Source organism: Bradyrhizobium sp. 45, from assembly GCF_023073155.1.
GTDB lineage: Bacteria > Pseudomonadota > Alphaproteobacteria > Rhizobiales > Xanthobacteraceae > Bradyrhizobium > Bradyrhizobium canariense_D.
In genome coordinates this window covers 16,507-34,835 of sequence record NZ_JADPIX010000064.1, presented here as the reverse complement: position 1 = coordinate 34,835, position 18,329 = coordinate 16,507, and the positions used below count along the sequence as shown (strand labels likewise).

At 63.6% G+C, this 18,329-nt stretch carries 14 protein-coding genes and 1 pseudogene; 3 read left to right on the top strand and 12 right to left on the bottom strand.

The genetic code is table 11. The features are described 5' to 3' along the window. Positions 1 to 67: 67 nt before the first annotated feature. On the bottom strand, positions 68 to 1,264 hold the full coding sequence (metK, locus tag IVB42_RS12235) for a methionine adenosyltransferase (protein WP_247470254.1): 1,197 nt from the start codon (positions 1,262 to 1,264) through the stop codon (positions 68 to 70). Between the two features lie 60 nt (positions 1,265 to 1,324). Continuing rightward, positions 1,325 to 2,680, bottom strand: coding sequence for a hypothetical protein (locus tag IVB42_RS12230; protein WP_247470252.1), 1,356 nt, complete (start codon positions 2,678 to 2,680; stop codon positions 1,325 to 1,327). Between the two features lie 171 nt (positions 2,681 to 2,851). Between IVB42_RS12230 and IVB42_RS12225 the strand changes: the two are divergent. Continuing rightward, a pseudogene (locus IVB42_RS12225) lies at positions 2,852 to 4,563 on the top strand (caspase family protein). 143 nt (positions 4,564 to 4,706) lie between these two features. On the opposite strand, the gene IVB42_RS12220 reads toward IVB42_RS12225, so the two are convergent. The 6 genes from IVB42_RS12220 to IVB42_RS12195 all read right to left on the bottom strand — a co-directional run bounded on the left by IVB42_RS12220 (position 4,707) and on the right by IVB42_RS12195 (position 10,570). Next, the gene (locus tag IVB42_RS12220) at positions 4,707 to 5,825 is read right to left on the bottom strand and encodes a cobalamin-independent methionine synthase II family protein (RefSeq protein ID WP_085384717.1); all 1,119 of its coding nucleotides are present in this window, start codon (positions 5,823 to 5,825) and stop codon (positions 4,707 to 4,709) included. A 21-nt stretch (positions 5,826 to 5,846) separates the two neighbouring features. Next, complete coding sequence (locus IVB42_RS12215) at positions 5,847 to 6,563, bottom strand: ABC transporter ATP-binding protein (RefSeq protein WP_247470250.1); 717 nt, start codon at positions 6,561 to 6,563, stop codon at positions 5,847 to 5,849. After that, positions 6,556 to 7,311 carry an ABC transporter ATP-binding protein gene (locus IVB42_RS12210; RefSeq protein ID WP_247470249.1) on the bottom strand — a complete coding sequence of 252 codons (756 nt, stop codon included), beginning with the start codon at positions 7,309 to 7,311 and terminating at the stop codon, positions 6,556 to 6,558. Before IVB42_RS12210 ends, IVB42_RS12215 begins: the two co-directional genes overlap by 8 nt. After that, on the bottom strand, positions 7,308 to 8,336 hold the full coding sequence (locus IVB42_RS12205; protein ID WP_247338239.1) for a branched-chain amino acid ABC transporter permease: 1,029 nt from the start codon (positions 8,334 to 8,336) through the stop codon (positions 7,308 to 7,310). The genes IVB42_RS12210 and IVB42_RS12205 overlap by 4 nt, the downstream gene beginning before the upstream one ends. 8 nt (positions 8,337 to 8,344) lie before the next feature. Next, positions 8,345 to 9,214 carry a branched-chain amino acid ABC transporter permease gene (locus tag IVB42_RS12200; protein WP_007601971.1) on the bottom strand — a complete coding sequence of 290 codons (870 nt, stop codon included), beginning with the start codon at positions 9,212 to 9,214 and terminating at the stop codon, positions 8,345 to 8,347. Between the two features lie 165 nt (positions 9,215 to 9,379). Continuing rightward, complete coding sequence (locus IVB42_RS12195; RefSeq protein WP_247470247.1) at positions 9,380 to 10,570, bottom strand: ABC transporter substrate-binding protein; 1,191 nt, start codon at positions 10,568 to 10,570, stop codon at positions 9,380 to 9,382. Between the two features lie 529 nt (positions 10,571 to 11,099). On the opposite strand from IVB42_RS12195, the gene IVB42_RS12190 reads away from it, so the two are divergent. Beyond that, positions 11,100 to 11,384 carry a hypothetical protein gene (locus IVB42_RS12190; RefSeq protein WP_018457287.1) on the top strand — a complete coding sequence of 95 codons (285 nt, stop codon included), beginning with the start codon at positions 11,100 to 11,102 and terminating at the stop codon, positions 11,382 to 11,384. 37 nt (positions 11,385 to 11,421) lie between these two features. Here the strand turns inward: IVB42_RS12190 and purU are convergent, their stop codons facing one another. Beyond that, complete coding sequence (gene purU, locus IVB42_RS12185; protein WP_247453182.1) at positions 11,422 to 12,285, bottom strand: formyltetrahydrofolate deformylase; 864 nt, start codon at positions 12,283 to 12,285, stop codon at positions 11,422 to 11,424. Positions 12,286 to 12,426: 141 nt separating this feature from the next. Between purU and IVB42_RS12180 the strand changes: the two genes are divergently transcribed. Further along, positions 12,427 to 13,266 carry a uroporphyrinogen-III synthase gene (locus tag IVB42_RS12180; RefSeq protein ID WP_247453184.1) on the top strand — a complete coding sequence of 280 codons (840 nt, stop codon included), beginning with the start codon at positions 12,427 to 12,429 and terminating at the stop codon, positions 13,264 to 13,266. Positions 13,267 to 13,282: 16 nt separating this feature from the next. Here IVB42_RS12180 and IVB42_RS12175 read toward each other — a convergent pair whose 3' ends face one another. The 3 genes from IVB42_RS12175 to IVB42_RS12165 form a co-directional block, all read right to left on the bottom strand. Further along, on the bottom strand, positions 13,283 to 13,963 hold the full coding sequence (locus tag IVB42_RS12175) for a redoxin domain-containing protein (protein ID WP_085359998.1): 681 nt from the start codon (positions 13,961 to 13,963) through the stop codon (positions 13,283 to 13,285). Positions 13,964 to 13,984: 21 nt separating this feature from the next. Beyond that, positions 13,985 to 17,308: an adenylate/guanylate cyclase domain-containing protein gene (locus IVB42_RS12170; RefSeq protein WP_247470244.1), complete on the bottom strand. Its 3,324-nt coding sequence runs from the start codon at positions 17,306 to 17,308 to the stop codon at positions 13,985 to 13,987. Between the two features lie 143 nt (positions 17,309 to 17,451). Beyond that, entirely contained in the window at positions 17,452 to 18,129 is a 678-nt protein-coding gene (locus IVB42_RS12165; protein ID WP_026233339.1) for a Crp/Fnr family transcriptional regulator, read from the bottom strand. Between the last annotated feature and the right edge of the window lie 200 nt (positions 18,130 to 18,329).

The following is an 18,329-nucleotide window of genomic DNA, read 5'->3' as shown; positions in this document are numbered from 1 at the left end:
AGGGGCGAGCCCGGAATCTCGATACGATGGAAGAACCGGGTTCGCCGCCGTGGCGGCGTCCCGGGAATCAGACCGCGCGCTTGAGCGCTTCGACAAGATCGGTCTTCTCCCAGGAGAAGCCGCCCTCGTTGTCGGGAGTACGGCCGAAATGGCCATAGGCGGAGGTGCGCGCGTAGATCGGGCGGTTGAGATCGAGATGGTTGCGGATGCCACGCGGCGTGAGATCCATCGCCTTGGCCGCGGCCTTCTCGAGCTGATCCTCCGACACCTTACCGGTGCCGTGGGTGTCGATGTAGATCGACAGCGGACGCGCCACGCCGATGGCGTAGGCGAGCTGCAGCGTGCAGCGGTCGGCAAGACCGGCCGCGACGATGTTCTTGGCGACATAGCGGGCAGCGTAAGCCGCGGAGCGGTCGACCTTGGTCGGATCCTTGCCGGAGAACGCGCCGCCACCGTGCGGAGCCGCGCCACCATAGGTGTCGACGATGATCTTGCGGCCGGTCAGGCCGGAATCGCCGTCGGGACCGCCGATGTAGAACTTGCCGGTCGGGTTGATGTGCCAGATGGTCTTCGCCGTGATCCAGTCCTTCGGCAGCGCCTCGCGCACATAGGGCTCGACGATGTCGCGAATTTGCTTGGACGAGATGTCCTCGATCAGATGCTGGTGCGACACCACGATCTCGCGCACGCCGACCGGCTTGCCGTTCTCGTACTGCACGGTGACCTGGCTCTTGGAGTCCGGGCCCAGCACCTTCTCGCGGCCGGAGTGGCGCGCTTCCGAGATGAGGCGCAGGATCTTGTGGGCGTAAAAGATCGGCGCCGGCATCAGATCCGGCGTCTCGTTAGTGGCGTAGCCGAACATAATGCCCTGGTCGCCCGCGCCCTCTTCCTTGACTTCGCCCGGCTGCAGCGCATCGACGCCCTGCGCGATGTCGGCCGACTGCGGATGCAGCAGGATCTCGATGTCCGCCTTCTCCCAGTGGAAACCTTCCTGCTCGTAGCCGATGTCCTTGATCGCGGCGCGCACGACGCCTTCGATCTGCTCATTGGTGACGGAGGCAGGACCGCGGGTCTCACCGGCGATCACGACCTTGTTGGTGGTCGCGAGCGTTTCGCAGGCGGCACGGATTTGCCACGGATCGATGCCTGCTTTCGGTCCTTCGCGGTAGAACAGATCGACGATCTCGTCGGAGATCCGGTCGCACACCTTGTCCGGATGGCCTTCGGACACGGACTCGCTGGTGAAGAGATAGGACGCGCGCATCAGTAACCCCTTGTTCCGCCGCTAGCTGGCGGGCGTTGCGATATTTAGCTTTGAATGATGTCAATCACGCCGGCGCGAGATGACGTAGGATTCGTCGAGAAACCAGAGCCCATTGTACTTTCGCAGCACGTCCCTGGCGGCGTCCAGAGTGCGGCCGTTTTGAGTCATTTCCGTCAACCGGTCGTCCTCAATCTGAGCGACATACACCGCCGCATTCCAGGCTGCAAAGGCTGTCGAGGTTCCGATAGTGCCTGTCACCTCGTTGGGCAGCGCTTCCATATCATACCTGAAGATCGAGCGGTTATCAGCGTAAGCATTAAAATTTAAGTCGCGGCCCACCGAGCCGAGCTCGTACTTCACCGCGCGCAATAGCTCATGACGGCTCACCGAGAAAGGATTTTCTCCGGGCCAGATCGCCTGGATCATCTCCATGCCTGGATCCTGGCCATGGGAGTGAATACCGATCAAGCGGCCGCCCGCCCGCAAGGCCCGGGCCAGGGGCGCAATGATCCGTTTTGCCCGAAAATTGACCGAGGAAAGCGCGCGGTATGGCTGGGATGCAATAACGAGGTCGAAATTGGCCTCGGCCTGGCCCGGCCGGGGAATGGTCGAATCGAGCAGAAAACGCTGATCTTCACGGTAGAGCACCAGCACGACAGGCCGCTCATAGAGCGGCATCCCCGTGCGCGGGCTGACCGCCGCCCGCCAGTTCTGCTCCAAAAACGGCTTCAACTCCGCGATTTGCATCTCGAACTCACCGGAGGAAGCCCCCCGCAGGGGAACCTCGTGCCAAACGGTCGCGGCGGCGGCCGCGGGCGATGCCGGCGTGAGCCAGGGCGCCTCCGCGTAGAGCATGTTGGTAAAAACGAACACCGAGGCCGGGTGCTCGAAAATGCGATCCGGCACCTTGTCCAGCGTCAGGCGGAGGTCCTCGAGACTGAGCTCCTTGCCGGCAACATAGAACGGCATGTGCGGAAAGCGCTGGTGCATCGAGCGCAGCACGCGCGCCAGTACCGTGCCGTCGCCAACGCCGGCATCGAACACGCGCAGCGCCGGGGGCCGGGGATGGATGCTGGCAAGCTCTAGCGCCACACGCTCGGCGACCACCCGCTTCTCACTGCAAGTGTGGACGAACAGCAGGTATTTCTGCCGGTTCTCGAAAAAGCGGAAATTGCCGCGCGGATCGCGCTTTTCCGGGGGCACCTGAAGCCCCCGCGGCGGCGGCACGCCGCCGGCCATCGATGCGGCCATGTAGGCCTGGATCCGGTCCAGGGTATCGATCGTGATGCGCTTGCCCTCTCGCAAGCGGTGCACGAGCTTCCCATCGTTCACCGCGCGCCGGCCGAACGTCGACTCCGCCATGTCCGCCTTACGGCAGAACTCGGTGATTTGGCTCAGGATCTCGTCATTCTTCATAGAGTGGGACGCGGTGGGCAGAAGGATTGGGTAGTGCCTCCTAGCAAAATCTGCCCACTGAGGGAATAGGGATAGATCCCCCTTGTTTGCCGTGTGCACAACTGGGAGGCCGTGAACCACCTTCCCTGCCGGGCAACAAACAGACGCCTCTCCTCTACGGGACCACCGCCAATGCGTCGCCTGCTCGTCGCGCTCTGCCTGCTTGCCGCAACCCTGTGGTCGGCGCCAGCTTTTGCGCAGGCGCGCAACCAGCTTGGGCCGCTCTGCACCACCGACACCACGCCGGCGGAACAAATGATCGACGCCTGCAGCAAGATCATCGCGCTGAAGGTGTTCAAAGGCGAGCAGCTCGCGACGGTCTACTTCTGGCGCGCGGTGGGCTGGAACAAGAAGGGCGAATACCCAAAGGTCGTCACCGACGCCACGGAAGCGATCCGGCTCCAGCCGAGCCAAGCGGCCTACAACCTGCGCGGCTCAGCGTATTACGACAAAGGCGACTACGAGATCGCGGTCGCTGATTTCGACGATGCGCTGAAGCTCGGCCCGCGTGATGGCACCATCCTCCGCGGCAATGCCTGGCGCGGCAAAGGCGATTACGCCAAGGCGATCGCCGACTACGACATGTCGATCAAGGCCAATCCAAAATCGGCGTTCTCGTTCCAGAACCGCGGTATCGCGAAGGAGGCACTTGGCGATCTCAACGGCGCGCTGGCCGACATCAACCAGGCGATACGGCTCGACCCGACGCTGCCGCAGCCGCTGATCAACCGGATCGCGATCTGGCGTGTCAGAGGCGATTACGATCGCGCGATTGCCGACGGGAGCGAAGCGATTCGGCTCGCGAAAGAGAAGCCGCCCGTCAACATCATGACGCCGCCGAACAGCGTGCTGATCTCGGGCTGCACCCATCGCGCGCTGACCTATGAGGCGAAAGCCGATTACGCGCACGCGAGCGACGACTACAAGACGACGCTGGCGATCGCGGCGTCCGATGCCGGCAGCAAGGCCAATCAAGCCACCGCAAAGGTGCGGTTGTCGCTGATCACGGACCCAAGCGCACCGATCCCGCGCGATGCGCCGTCATCGACGACCGAGCCGGCAAAGGGACCGGCTCCCCAGCAGACCGGTGCCGCGCCGCCCCCCTCGCCTGCTCCGGCCGCGCGCGGCACGCGCATGGCGCTGATCATCGGCAACGGCGCCTATGCGCATGTCAAGGCGCTGCCCAATCCGCCCAATGACACGCGCGCCGTTGCCAGGGCCTTGCGTGATATCGGCTTCACGGTATCAGAAGGCGTCGATCTCGACCGCGGGGCGTGCAGACGATGACGCGTGACTTCTTGCGGGAGGCGGCGCGGGCGCAGGTCGTATTAGTCTACTATGCGGGCCACGGCGTGCAGGTCGACGGTCGCAACTATCTCATTCCCGTCGACGTCGAACTCAAGCCGGGCGCGAGGATGACGGACGCGATGATCGACATGGACACGATCATGGCCGGCCTCGACGACCAGGTCCGCACCAACATTTTGATCTTCGATGCCTGCCGCAATAATCCGATGGCACAGCAGGTCGCATCAGCCGGCACCAACCGCGCCATCGAAGCTGCCTAGGGCCTCGCAGCGCCAACGAGCAGGGGCGCCGGCGCGACGCTTGGCGCCGGCACGCTGATCGCTTTCGCCACTGCACCGGGCCAGGTCGCGCTCGACGGCGAAGGCGCCAACTCGCCGTTCTCCGCCGCGCTCTCCCGCCACATCGGCACGCCCGGTCTCGAGGTGCAGCAGATGCTGACACGTGTGCGGGCGGAGGTGGTTTCGACCACGAAGAGCAAGCAGGTGCCGTGGTCGAACTCGTCGCTGCTGGGAGAGGTCTATCTGGCGGAGAAATGAGGGGCGTGTTTGCTACGGGTGCGAAGCGTCGTGCCTCATACTCCGTATCGTCCCGGCCTAGTGCGCAATTGCGCACTAGGCCGGGACGACATCGGGGGTGTTGCGCCAGTTAACCCTCACTCACGCGACAGGCTGCGTAGAGCTCAATTGCCCCACACTTCCTTTGCGATGTCCACGGCGAGGCTGAGCTTGGCCCACTGCTCCTCCTCCGAGAGGATGTTGCCTTCCTCGGTCGAGGCAAAGCCGCATTGCGGGGAGAGCGCGAGCTGCTCCAGCGGGGCGAACTTGGCGGCTTCCTCGAGACGGCGCTTGATCGCGTCCTTGTTCTCGAGCTCACCGAATTTCGAGGTGATGACGCCGACCACGACGACCTTGTTGCCCTTGGGCAGGAAGCGCAGCGGCTCGAAGCCACCGGCACGATCGCTGTCGTATTCGAGGAAATAGCCGTCGTAATTGGTGCCGGCGAGCATGGTCTCGGCAACCGGCTCGTAGCCGCCTGACGAAATCCAGGTCGAGCGGAAATTGCCGCGGCAGACATGCGTCGTCACCACCATGTCGGCAGGCTTCTCGGCCAGCGCGTAGTTGATGACGCGCGCATAGATCTGCTGGAGACCCTCGGGATTGTCGCCCCGCTCGCGCGCCTTCTGCAATTCGTCCGGCGAGCAGAGATAGGCCCACACGGTGTCGTCGAACTGAAGATAGCGGCAGCCGGCGTCATAGAACGCCTTCACGGCCTTGCGGTAGGTCTTGCCCAGGTCTTCGTAGAAGGTGTCGAGATCGGGATAGACGTCCTTGGATATCGCCTTGCGGCCGCCGCGGAAATGCAGCACCGCTGGCGACGGGATCGTCATCTTGGCGGTGACGTGGGCCTGGTCGGCGACCTTCTTCAGGAAGCGGAAGTGATCCAGCATAGGATGGTCGTCGGGAAAATCGAGCTTGCCAATCACGCGCACCGCGTCGTGCCGGGTCTCGACGCCCGCAAACTGGATGCCTGTGTCGGGGTGAAACATTTCGCAGCCGGTGAGCTTGGCCAGGAAGTCGAAATGCCACCAGGAGCGGCGGAATTCGCCGTCGGTTGCGAGCTTCAGGCCGAGCGAAGCCTGCTTATGCACGACCTTCTCGATCTCCAAGTCCTCAATCTTGCGCAGATCGTCAGCCGAGATCTCGCCCTTCTCCAGCCTGGCGCGGGCTTCCTTGATCTTGGCGGGACGCAGGAGGCTGCCGACCTCGTCGGCGCGGAAGGGGGCTTTGGTTCGCTGCATTCTTAAACTCCCGTGAATTTTTTAGTGGGCCGCCGCCCCTGCAACGCCGAGGTGGCGCTCGAGGACCGACGGGTCGGCCTTCAGCGCGGCGCTCGGGGCGTCGTGGACGATCGTTCCGCGCTCCAATATCACAACACGGTCGGCCAGCCCCAAAATCTTTTGGGCATTCTGCTCGACGATGATCGAGCAGATGCCGCCCGCCCGCGTGATGGTCCCGATCGCCTTCAAGAGCTCCTCGACGATGATGGGGGCAAGGCCCTCGGTCGGCTCGTCCAGGAGAAGCACTTTGGGATTGAGGGTCAGCGCGCGGCCGATTGCCAGCATCTGCTGCTCACCGCCGGAGAGCTGGTTGCCAAAATTGCTCCGCCGCTCCTTCAGCCGCGGGAACATCTCGTAGACCCTTTCGACGGTCCAGGGACCGGGCTGGGCCACTGCGGACATGTTCTCCTCCACCGTGAGCGAGCGGAAGATGTTGCGCTCCTGCGGCACCCAGCCGATCCCGGAGCGCGCCCGTTGGTCGGGCCGCAAGGTCGCGACGTCGGTACCGGCGAGCCTGACAGTTCCGGAGAAGCGACGGGTGACGCCGACGATCGAGTTGATCAGCGTGGTCTTGCCGGTACCGTTGCGCCCCAACAGCGCCAGCACCTGGCCTTCGGCGAGACGCAGCGACATGTTCGGCAGCACCACGGCCTCGCCGTAGCCGGCGCGAAGCGAGTCGATCGCGAGCAGGTCAGACATTGACCGCCTCCTCGCCGAGATAGACCGCCTTGACCTGCGGGTCGCGCGCGACCTGCTCGGGCGGGCCTTCGGTGAGCAGCGCGCCGGAGACCAGGACAGAGATGCGGTCGGCGAAGGAGAACACGAGGTCCATGTCGTGCTCGATCAGTAGCACGGTAACGTCGCGCGGCAGGCTGCCGACGACGGCGAGAATGTCGTGGCGCTCGCTCTCGGGCACGCCGGCGGCGGGCTCGTCCAGCAGCAGCACGCGCGGCTTGGCGGCGATCGCGACCGCGATCTCGAGCAGGCGCTGCTTGCCGTAAGGCAGCGTCACCGTCTGTTCGTTCATGACGTCGAGCAGGTGGAAGCGCGTCAGGAGGTCGGCGATCTCGCTGTTGACGTCGCTGCGCGTGCCCATCCGCCGCCACCAGTCGCCGCCATGGCCGAGGCGCTCAGAGACAGCGAGACCGATGGTCTCGAGCGGCGTCAGGTCGGGATAGAGTTGGTTGATCTGGAAGGTGCGCGAGAGGCCGCGCAACACGCGCTTGTGCACGGGCAGATCCGTGACGTCCTGGCCTTCGAGCAGGATGCGGCCCGAGTTCGGCTTGAGCACGCCGGTGAGCTGGTTGATCACCGTGGTCTTGCCGGCGCCGTTGGGGCCGATCAGCGCGTGGCGGGCGCCTTGTTCGATTTTTAGTGACAAGTCGCGGGTGACGCGCAGACCGCCGAACTGCTTTTCGAGATTCTGGGTTTCGAGCACGATGGTCATGCGTCGCTCTCCGGCACGGCGACGACGGCCTTGCGCCCCGCTATCTGCCTGATGACCAGATTGGGCACATACAGCATCCAGCGATGCAGGCGCTGGCGGCCGACCAGGACGATCACGACCAGCACGAGGCCGATCCAGAACTGCCAGTATTGCGGAGTGATGGTCGAGAACAATTCCTGCAGCATGCGGAACAGCACCGCGCCAATCAGCCCGCCGTAGAGATAGCCGGTGCCGCCGATCACGAGCACAAGCATCAAGTCCGCCGAGCGCTCGAAGGCGAACACATCGAGCGAGGCGATCGCGGTAGTCTGGGTGAACAGCGCGCCTGCGATGCCGGCATAGAACGCCGCGAGCGTGTAGATCGCAATCAGCCGACGGTTGACGGGGATGCCGATCGCGGCCGCGCGCAGCGGATTGTTCTTGATCGCGCGCAATGACAGCCCGAACGGGGAATGCACGACCCGGCGGGCGAACAGGAACAACAGGAACAGAACGGCGAGCGAATAGAAGAAGCCGGTCTTGCCGAACATGTCGAACGGAATCTCACCGAAGATCGGCTGCATCTCGATACCCTGCAGGCCGTCGGTGCCGCCGGTGATGCTGGAGAAGCGTTCGGCCAGCGCCTCAAGCAACAACGCGATGCCGAGCGTCACCATCAGCCGCGTCAGGTCGACGCCGCGGATCACCAGGAAACTGGTGGCGAAGCCGAGCACCATCGCGACAATGCCAGCGACGACAAGCGCAAGCACGGGCTCGTTGATGATCCCGTGCAGCGCAAGAAGCCCCGCAGCGTAAGCACCGACGCCGAAGAAGGCGGCATGGCCGAGCGAGACGATGCCGGCGTAGCCGAGGATCAGATCGAGCGACATCGCAAACAGCGCGAGCCGCAGGATATCCGTCATGATCAAGTAGCGCGAGGGAAATACGAAGCCGCAGGCCAGCACGATCAGCCAGAAAGCGGCCTCGCCATAGTGCCAGCGTGCCTGGCGCTGGGCGTGATAGCCGACGTCGGAGGAGGCGCTCATCGGCGAACTCAACGCGCGGCCGTGCGGCCGAACAGACCGTTCGGGCGCCAGATCAGGATCACGATCATCATGGTGTAGATCACGAAAGGTCCCATCTTCGGCACGTAATATTTGCCGGCAACGTCGCCGATGCCGAGCAGCAGCGAGGCCAGAAACGGGCCGGTGATGGAGGACGAGCCGCCGACGGTGACCACGATCAGGAAGTAGATCATGAACTTCAGCGGAAAGTACGGGTCGAGGCCGAGGATCTCGGCGCTCAGCGCGCCGCCGAGACCGGCCAGGCCGCAGCCAAAAGCAAATGTGAAGGCGAACACCTGCGGCACGTTGATGCCGAGGCCGCTCGCGGCGCGGGGATCGTCGACCGCGGCGCGCAGGCGGCTGCCGAACCGCGTCTTGGCCAGCACCATTTGGAGACCGATGGTGAGCAACCCGCAGATCACGATGATCATCAGCCGGTAGCGGCCGATGCCAACGCCGAACAGGTCGAACTGACCCTGGAGCGCCGCCGGCAGGTTGATGAAGACCCGAGACGAGCCCTGGATGTAGTCGACGGCCGCGACCGACATGAACGTGAGGCCGATCGTGAACAGCACCTGGTCGAGATGGCTGCGCGCATAGAGGTGTCGGTACAACGTGCGCTCGAGCACGATGCCGATCGCAGCGGAGGAGACGAATGCAAGCGGCAATGCCGCGAAGAATGGCCAGCCCATCCGGTTGACCAGCACCATGCAGACATAGCCACCGGCCATGGCGAAGGCGCCATGGGCGAGGTTGACGAAGTTCATCAAGCCGAGCGTAACCGCGAGCCCGCAAGCCAGCACGAACAGCAGCATGCCGTAGGCGACGCCATCGAACAGGTTGGTGAGGATTGAGGTCATCGTCTCAGCTTGGTGTTATCGTCATGGCCGGGCTTGTCCCGGTCATCCCCGTTCTTGGTTCGGTTCTCGCGTGGATGCCGGGGTCAAGCTCGGGCATGACGAGAGTGGAGGGCGAGATCCCCGATGTGCGCTAATGCGCGCGCCGGGATGGCGCACTTTCGTGCGTCACTTCTTGGTCTTGCCGAGATCCTTGACGGCTTCGAAGGTCGCGAACTCGACGTTGTAGAGCTCGCCGTCGACCTTCTCGACCTTCCGGATGTAGATGTTCTGCACGATGTCGCGGGTCTCGGGGTCGATCGAGATCGGGCCGCGCGGGCTCTCCCACTTCTGGCCCTTCATCGCTTCAACCAGCTTGGTGCCGTCGGTGTCGCCATTGGTCTTCTTCAGCGCTTCGTAGATCAGGTGAATGCCGTCATAGCCACTCACCGCCATGAAGCCCGGCCGGTTTCCGTAGGCCTTCTTGTAGGCCGCGACGAAATCCCTGTTCATCTGCGAGGGATGCGCCGCGGAATAGAGGTGAGCGGTGACCGTGCCCAGCACGGCGTCGCCCATGTTGTTGAGGAGATCGTCGTCGGTCACGTCGCCCGGTCCGATCACCTTGATGCCGGCCTTGTCGAGCCCGCGTTCAGCATACTGCTTCATGAAGTTACCGCCCTGGCCGGCCGGCACGAACACGAAGATCGCGTCAGGCTTGGCATCCTTCATACGCTGGAGGAACGGTGCGAAATCAGGATTTGCAAGCGGCGTTTTGACCTCTTCGACCACCTCGCCGCCACCGGCGGTGAAGTTCTGCTTGAAGAAGTTGAGCGCGTCATTACCCGGCGCGTAGTCCGAGGTCAGCGTCGCCACCTTCTTGATGCCGTTTTTCACCGCCCAGTCGGCGATGATGGTGGAGGACTGCGCCAGCGTGAAGCTGGTGCGCACGATATAGGGCGAGCGCTCGGTGATGATGGAGGTGCCGGCTGCCATCACGACTTCCGGAATCTTGGCTTGCGTAGCCAGCGGCGCCGCCGCGAGCGCGGCCGGCGTCACGCCGAAGCCGGCGATGAAATGGACCTTGTCGTTGACAATCAGCTCTTGCGCGGCCGTCTTGGTCTTGTCGGGTATCGCAGCATCGTCCTTGAGGATGATCTCGATTTTCTTGCCGGCGACGGTGTCGCCCTTCTGCTGCATGTAGAGCTTGATCGCGTTCTCGATCTGCTTGCCGGTCGAGGCCTGACCGCCGGTCATCGGCAGGATCAGGCCGACCTTGACGCTGTCCTCGGCCTTGGCCGGGGCGACGGCCACAAGGCCTGCGATGGCGGCAGCTGCTGCGGCCCAAGCAGCCTTTTGAGACAGTTTTTTGCGTTCGAACATCAGATGTCCCTCCCCTTCATTCCTGATCTCTTGTGCGCCGGACCGAGTGCCCGATCCTTGCCTTAAGTCTAGCTCACGCACGCGTGATGCCGCGCGCAACATGGCGTCTTTCGCGCCCTTATTGTCAATCGGACGTTTGGCGACCATTCGGCGCAAGCCGAGCGTTTCGATTGCGGACGGCAGAAGCGATATCGGGTCACGTCCGGGTACTGCCGCATCAGGATTGCGCTCGCTTTCATTTGTACGATTGTACAAATGAAATGGACCTGTCAACGAAAAAGCCTCTTTGCTGATCAAGCCACTTTGTCGCGAACCCTTGCCGCAGTCTAGAAACGGTCCCAGCCGGGTGGATGGAGGATTTCGTCTTTTGTTTGCAGAATTTGAACATCGGCAAGGCTTGGGTCGGTATACTCCGGTATCGAATTACCTACCTCGAATAAGCCTATTTTACCTTGTTGAAGGCTACTCTCCCGGCGACAGCCTGACCTGGCGTCCAACACGACTGACCTCGCCTCCGTACAATGGTACAATGCCCAGATCCTTCGGTTCCCTCCTGATCCTCCTCGCGCTCTCCGCGGGCCTGTCCGGCTGCGGCACCGTCAACGAAAAGCTCTCCTCCGGCATGGGCGACTACGTCCCGCAATGGGCCGGCGGCTTGCCGGCGGACGCCCCGCCGCGGGCGGGCACGCCGCAATACGATGCCTACATGAAGGAGCGCGAGCGCAGGCGACTGATGCCGGCAGCGGATCGCGAAAAGGAAGAGCAGGCGCAGAAGGGCGCAACGGGCTCGGCGTCCGGCACCGCGGTGCGCTAGTCGCGCCCCTCGCCGCTTGCGGCGAGAGCGTAGCAAATCAATCCACGAACACCACGGTCTTGCGTCCATTGAGGATGACGCGGTCGTTGAGATGGTAGCGGATCGCGCGCGCCAGCACGCGGCGCTCGATGTCGCGGCCCTTTCGGACGAGATCCTCAGGCGTGTCGCGATGGCTGATGCGCTCGACGTCCTGGTCGATGATCGGGCCCTCGTCGAGGTCGCGCGTGACGTAATGCGCGGTGGCGCCGATCAGCTTGACGCCACGCTCATGGGCCTGGTGATAGGGTTTTGCGCCCTTGAAACCCGGCAGGAACGAGTGGTGGATGTTGATGCAGCGTCCCGACAGATTTGCCGAGAGATCGTCGGACAATATCTGCATATAGCGGGCGAGCACGACGAGATCCGTCCCGGTCCTGGCGACGAGATCGAGGATCTGCGCTTCCTGCTCGCGCTTGGTCTCTTTCGTAACAGGCAGATAGTGGAACGGAACCCCGCCGAAATCGAGCCCGTCATAGACCTCGCGCGGATGATTGGAGACGATTGCGGCCAAAGTCATCGGCAGCTCGCCCGTGCGCCAGCGATAGAGGATGTCGACCAGGCAGTGATCGGACTTCGACACCAGCAGCATCACTTTGCGATGCGCAGCGCGATCGCGCATCTGCCATTCCATTCCGAAGCGCTCGGCGATCGCGGCAAAGCCGGTCTGGAGTGCCGACAGCTCCACGGCGAGATCGGCAGCGGTGAACACCACCCGCATGAAGAACTTGTTGGTCTCGGTGTCGTCGAATTGTTGGGCGTCGAGGATGTTCTGTCCGGAATTCGCCAGGAAGGTCGACACCGCCGAGACGATGCCGGGACGATCCGGACAGGACAGGGTCAGGACATATTGATGATCTGGCATGGGCCTTGATGAAGGTTTGGGCAGCGGCTGCGGAACGACCCGCGATTTGCGCCCTGCTCTATCACCGCCCCTACCTTGCGCCAATCCCGACCGTGGAGTCAGGATGAACGCACGATTGCTTTGACTGACCGGAGTAGGCTCATGGCCCACCGCTTGAACGGCACCCGCATCCTGATCCTGGAAACGCGCGAGGAGGCGCAGTTTTCGAAGCTGCTGGCCGAGCAAGGCGCCGAGGTCGTGCAATGCCCCATGTTCACCATCCAGGATGCACCGGACCCCACGCCGATCGAGGCCTGGATCCGGCGCGCCATCGACAGACCCTTCGACGATCTCGTGCTGATGACCGGCGAAGGGCTGCGGCGGATCATGAAGCTCGCCGTCGCACGAGGGCTCGATCAGGCCCTCGTGGCGGCGCTTGCCAGATCGCGAAAATTCACCCGCGGCCCGAAGCCCGGCAAGGCACTGCGCGAAGTCGGGCTCGAGGCGCAGCAGACCACGGAAAAGCCGACCACCGAGGGCGTGATCGAGATGCTCGGCAAGCTCGATTTGAAGGGGCACCGCCTCGGCCTCCAGCTCTATCCCGACAAGGATCACAGCGCGCTGACCGGTGCGCTGTCGGCGCAAGGTGCCGAAGTCGATACCGTGCTGCCTTATGCCTATGACACCAAGGCGGCGGACGCCAACATCGTCGCCGCCATTGATGACATGGCCCAAGGGCGGATCGATTCGATCGCGCTGACCAATCTCGGCCAGGTCCGACGGCTGATCGAAGCTGCGAGAGCCCACGGCAGCGAGGCGAAGCTGCGCGCGGGCCTCGAGCGGACGCTGATCGCGTCGGTCGGACCGGCGGTCTCGGGCGAGCTCACCGCGCATGGTTTGCGCACGGACGTCTCGCCGGTGGAAGACCACTATTTCATGCGCCCGCTGATCTCGGCGATGGCGGCAGCATTGGTGGACAAGCGGCCGAAGGTGGCGGAATGATCGCCTGACGCGGTGCCTAGCTTGCCATCTGCGAGGCGGCCGACATCAGCTCCTGCGGGCTCGGCGCGGCAAACATGCGATGGCCGCCTTCGGGCACCTCGGTAAAGCTCCAGCGCACAACCCCCTCGCGGTCGAGCAGAAACTGCCCGAAGAGCTGGCCCTGGCCGGTTGCCGCCATGCGCTGATCGGCTTCCGTTATCTCATAGCCGTCCTTGTTATTGAGGTACTCCGCGGCCGCGGGCCGGTTCATCGGGCCGGGCAATTCGCCGGGCATGTCGACTTGCATGCTCATGACCACGTTCATGCCGACCTTGTGCGGCCACTCGGTCTCGTTCTCCGTGAACTCGAGATTGGGCAGGCCGAACGCGCGGTGCGAGAGCCGCTCGGGATCGGACGCAGCGAGCAGGTTGGGCAACGGATGGTAACGGAAATAGAGTCGCGCGCGCTCGATCGGCGTGTTGACCACCGTGAGACTTTCGACGCCTTTCTCGTGCAAGGCGGCATCAAGTTGCGCCTGTGCCGCGATATGGCGGCGGCAGAACGGGCAATGCAGCCCCCGATACAGGCCCACCAATATCGGGCTTTGTCCGCGAAAGTCTTCGAGCGCGATCTTTCCGTCGCGTGTGATCGCGTCCAGCACGACGTTCGGTGCACGATCGCCCGGTTGAAGTGGTCCCTCGACGTGACGTTCAGACATGATGGCACTCCTTCACATGATCTAGTCAAGAAACGGCAGTACGATCAGCCCTGCGGGATCAAGCCCGTGCCGCGTGCAGACGTCCTGTGCCAGCGCGAAATATCGCTCGGCCTCGGGCATGTCGCCTCGATCAAGGTTCAGCGTCGCAAGACCATCATAGCATGGAAACAGCTGCTGCGGCTCGCCGGTTTCGCTCGCCACCTCGATTGCCTCATTGTAGCAACGAGCAGCCAGATCGGGCCGGAAATGGCATTGATGGATTTGCCCGAGCACGATCAACGGCACGGAGAGATGCTCGCGCTGATCAAGCGCGCGGTCGATTTCGATCGCCTTTTCGGCGGCCGGCACCCCCTCCTCAGTACATTTGTCCGTGAAGGTGCAACAGGCAACGGCAAAATTGGCGAGAAGGCGCGCCTGGAACCCGAGATCGCCGATCCGACGCGCGACATCGAGTCCGCGCCGGCAAACCTCCACGGCTTTCGCAGGGTCGACAATCGTGTAGAGCACACCGAGATTGGTGTAACCGCGGCAGGCCACGTTGAGGAGACCGGCGGCCTCGGCTGCTGCGACACTTTGCTCCACCTCGCGCACCGCCTCCTGGTGTCGGCCAAGCCGCGCCAGTGCCACCCCCTTGGTGTTGAGCGCCTCTGCAATGGCGCGCGCCGCCTCGAATCCGACTTGCCTGTCGGCGTCCGCCGGTACGCTTCGGGCGTAGCCAAGCGCCTCGTCCACCCATCTCGCGGCGGCCACGTGGTCGCCCGTGCGAAACGAAAGACGGCCACGCTCTTGCAGGAGATGCGCCCACTCGATGGGCGCGTCGGTCCCTCCCAGCCGTTCGGCCGCCTCGGCATAATGCGCCTCTGCCTTGATCCGCTTGCCGGCGTCCCACAACAATCGGCCAAGCTTGCGGAGAATTCGCGCTTCGCCGATGCGGTCCTCCCCATTGCGATGACCTTCCAGCGCACTCTGGTAGTGCTCCTCAGCCGTGATCCTCCGGCCGGCCGCGGCACACAGCTCCGCGATCCGCTCGCAGAGGATCAGGCGTTCGGGCTCCCGTTCCCCGCCGGCCAGCAACACGGCGAGGGCCTGTTGGTAGAAGCGGACGGCATCGTCATTGGCGTAGGTCGCGCGGGCGCGATCGCCGGCCGCGCGCAGATAGCGCGCACCTTTCGGCTTGCTCGCGCTCAGGCTGAAATGATGTCCGAGCAGTATGAGGTCCTCGAGGCGCTCGGGCTCATTGCCATAGAGCCGCTCCAGCGCGGCACCAATCCGTCCATGGAGCTCGATCCGACGCTGCAAGAGCAGGTTTTGATAGATCACGTCCTGAAGCATGGTTTGCGTAAAGCGATAAGATCGCAGCGAGATCGAGTTCGCGCCCGCGACCTCCTCGACAATCTCGGCATCGCACAGAAGCTCGAGTCCCGCTTCCACCTTCGTCCGCTGCGATGCCATCGCACCGAGAAGAGCCGCATCAAAACGTGGGCCGATCACCGCGGCCTCCTGGGCCAAGCGGCGCACCTCATGCGGCAGCCGGTCCAGGCGCGCCAGTAACAGGGCCTGAATGCTTGCCGGTATACCGGCGGCGGCTTCATCTGACTTGATCCGCCACCGTGAGCCGTCACGCTCCAAGGCGCCAGCTTCGATGAGACCGCGGATGATTTCCTCAAAGAAGAGTGGATTGCCGCCCGCGCGCTCCAGGATTCGACTGAACAGATTTCCCGGCGGTTCACTCCAACCGTGGCTGAAGTAGGCCGCGAGCAGCTTTTGTCCGTCTGCATCACCAAGCGGAAGCAATCGAAGGGTTGTATGGCTGATCCGCCCCGAGCCGAACTGATCCAGTTCCAGCATAGGCCGATGCGTAAACAACAGCATCAGCCGCGTACGCTCCAGCCGGTCCATCAGGAACCGCAGCGCTTCAAGCGATACGGCATCGGCCCAGTGCAGATCCTCGACAATGATCAGGAGCGGCGACAGGACCAGGCGCCGTTCGAACACGGTACGAATCGCAAAGAATATCTGCCGCCGAAGCTGCTCGGGCTCGACGTGCTGCAGCGCGGCGTCCGGATCGCCGAGGCCGAGAACGTGGAAATAAAGGGGCATCAGGCGATCGGCCTCTTCGACCGCAAGGCCGAGCTCCGACAGTGCCGTCGCCAGCTTGGCCTGGGCCTCCGCCACGGTCGTCTTCTGCGCGATGCCGTAGGCGCTGCGCAGCACAGCGGCAAGGGTGCCATAGGACTGTTCGCCCAGCGGCGAGCAGACAGCGCGCCGGATCGCCACGCCGGCGAAACGGTCCTCATCGCGGGCGTGGGCAACGAATTCGTCCACCAGACGCGTTTTGCCGATGCCGGCTTCACCGACCAGCCGCACCAGCTGCGCCGCGCCGCCACACGCGAGATCAAGATTGTCGACTAGACGGCCGAGCTCGGCGTCGCGCCCAATCACCGGCGCACTCAGGCCCAGCGTATCGAGGCCGCGTGCCGCACGGGGCGTGTCGAGCGGTCCGTTCAAGCGATGGACCAGGACGCTGCCCATCTTGCCCTTCAGCGACACCTCGCCAAGCGATTCATATGAGAATGCATGCCGCGTAAGACGGTAGGTCAGCGGCCCGACCAGCACCTCGCCCGTGGAAGCCATCGACTGCAATCGTTGAGCCGTATTCACCGTATCGCCCGTGACCGAGTAGGATTTGGCAACTCCAACACCCAGTCCGCCAGCAACCACGTGCCCGGTGTTGATGCCGACATGAAGCAGGAGCGGTGACCCAGCATACGCCTTTGCACGTTCGCTGAGTTGCGCCGTTCGGCCGATCATGTCGAGCGCGGCGCGGACGGCCCGCTCGGGGTCGTCTTCGTGCGCGGCCGGCGCTCCGAATAGCGCAAGCAGCGCGTCGCCGATGAATTTGTCCACGAAGCCGCCAAAGCTTTGCACGGCCGCCGTTAGCTCCTCGAACAATTCGTTCTGAAGCGCCTGCATGACTTCAGGATCGAGTCGCTCGCTCATCGTGGTGAAGCCGCTAAGGTCGGCAAACAGCACGGTAATGGTGCGGCGGTTGGCTTCGCTGTCGATCTTGTCCGGCTGCGATCGAAACCCGTATTGAGCTTCGGCCGTCGGCGCCAGCGGTGGCGAGGACGCCCTGGACGGGACTGTCACGCGGCTGGCCCGCATTGATGCCTGCCCGCCTGACTTGGAGGCTTCACTGACGAGGGCGCCGCATTTCGGGCAGTACGCGAAATCCGGTGCGCACGCATAGCCGCAGCCGGGGCAGGCGTTCGGCTGCTTCGTGCCGCATTTCGGGCAGAAGACAAAGCCGCTCTGAACCTCGGAACCGCAACAGGAGCAGTTCATGGGTCGAGACCCCGCGGGCGCCGCGATGGCGCAGCCTGCTGGACCCGGTCAGATGGCCCAGGATCTCGGCAAGGATGGGCTCGTCGTGCCGGAAGAGCAAGCGGTGGGTTGCGGCGCTCGCAGTTGCGGCCGCGAACGCGGCTTCACTCCTCCCCGTACCCCCTTAGCCGTTCGATATCCAGAATAGTCACGCCACCATACTCCAACCGGAGCAAGCCCTCTTTCTCCAGCCGGTTCAGCGCGCGGTTGGCATTCTGGCGGGACATGCCGGAAAGCGCGCCGATCTCTTCCTGGGTGATCTCCAGATGCGCGGTGGATTCCGGATAGAGGATCGGATTGAACAGCGAAGCAATGCTGCGGGCAAGCCGCGCAGTGGCATCCAACGTGCGGTTGACCTCGAGCATGCCGATGAACTGGCCGAGCCGCTCGTTGAGCTGGCGTACCAGGAAGCGGTTGAAGCCGACGCTGTTCTCGAACAGCCACATGAAGGCGCTGCGTTCCATCAGCGCGACGCGGCTGTTGCGCAGCGCGACCACGTCATAGCGGCGCGGCTCGTTCTTGAGCACGCTGCCCTCGCCGAACCAGGCCCCTGCCGTCAGCCCGGCAAGACTCGTCTCCTTGCCGTCGCGCGAGACCCCTCCCATCCGGGCAAGGCCGAAGACCATGCCGGCCCAATAGTCGAACGTATCGCCGCGCATGAAGACGGTCTCGCCAGTGCCGTAGGACCGCTCCGTGATCCCCGTACGAGCGACCTCGATCTCCGCTTGCGTGAGCTCGCGCGACCAGGCAGCGACGCGCTTCAGCTGATCCTCTGAAATCATGATCCCGAAGCCAGCCGCACCGTTCGTCACTCCTGTTCTGCTGCAATGCAGCATGACCCTTTCGACCACCATCCGACGAATGATGGATGATCCCCATCCAAAAAACTTTGTCGCAGAATTGTCAGGCGGGAGACATTTCAAAATAGCGCTTTCCCCTATTGAGGACCACCTCGGGCGATGCGGCTTTTGTCCCAAACGGG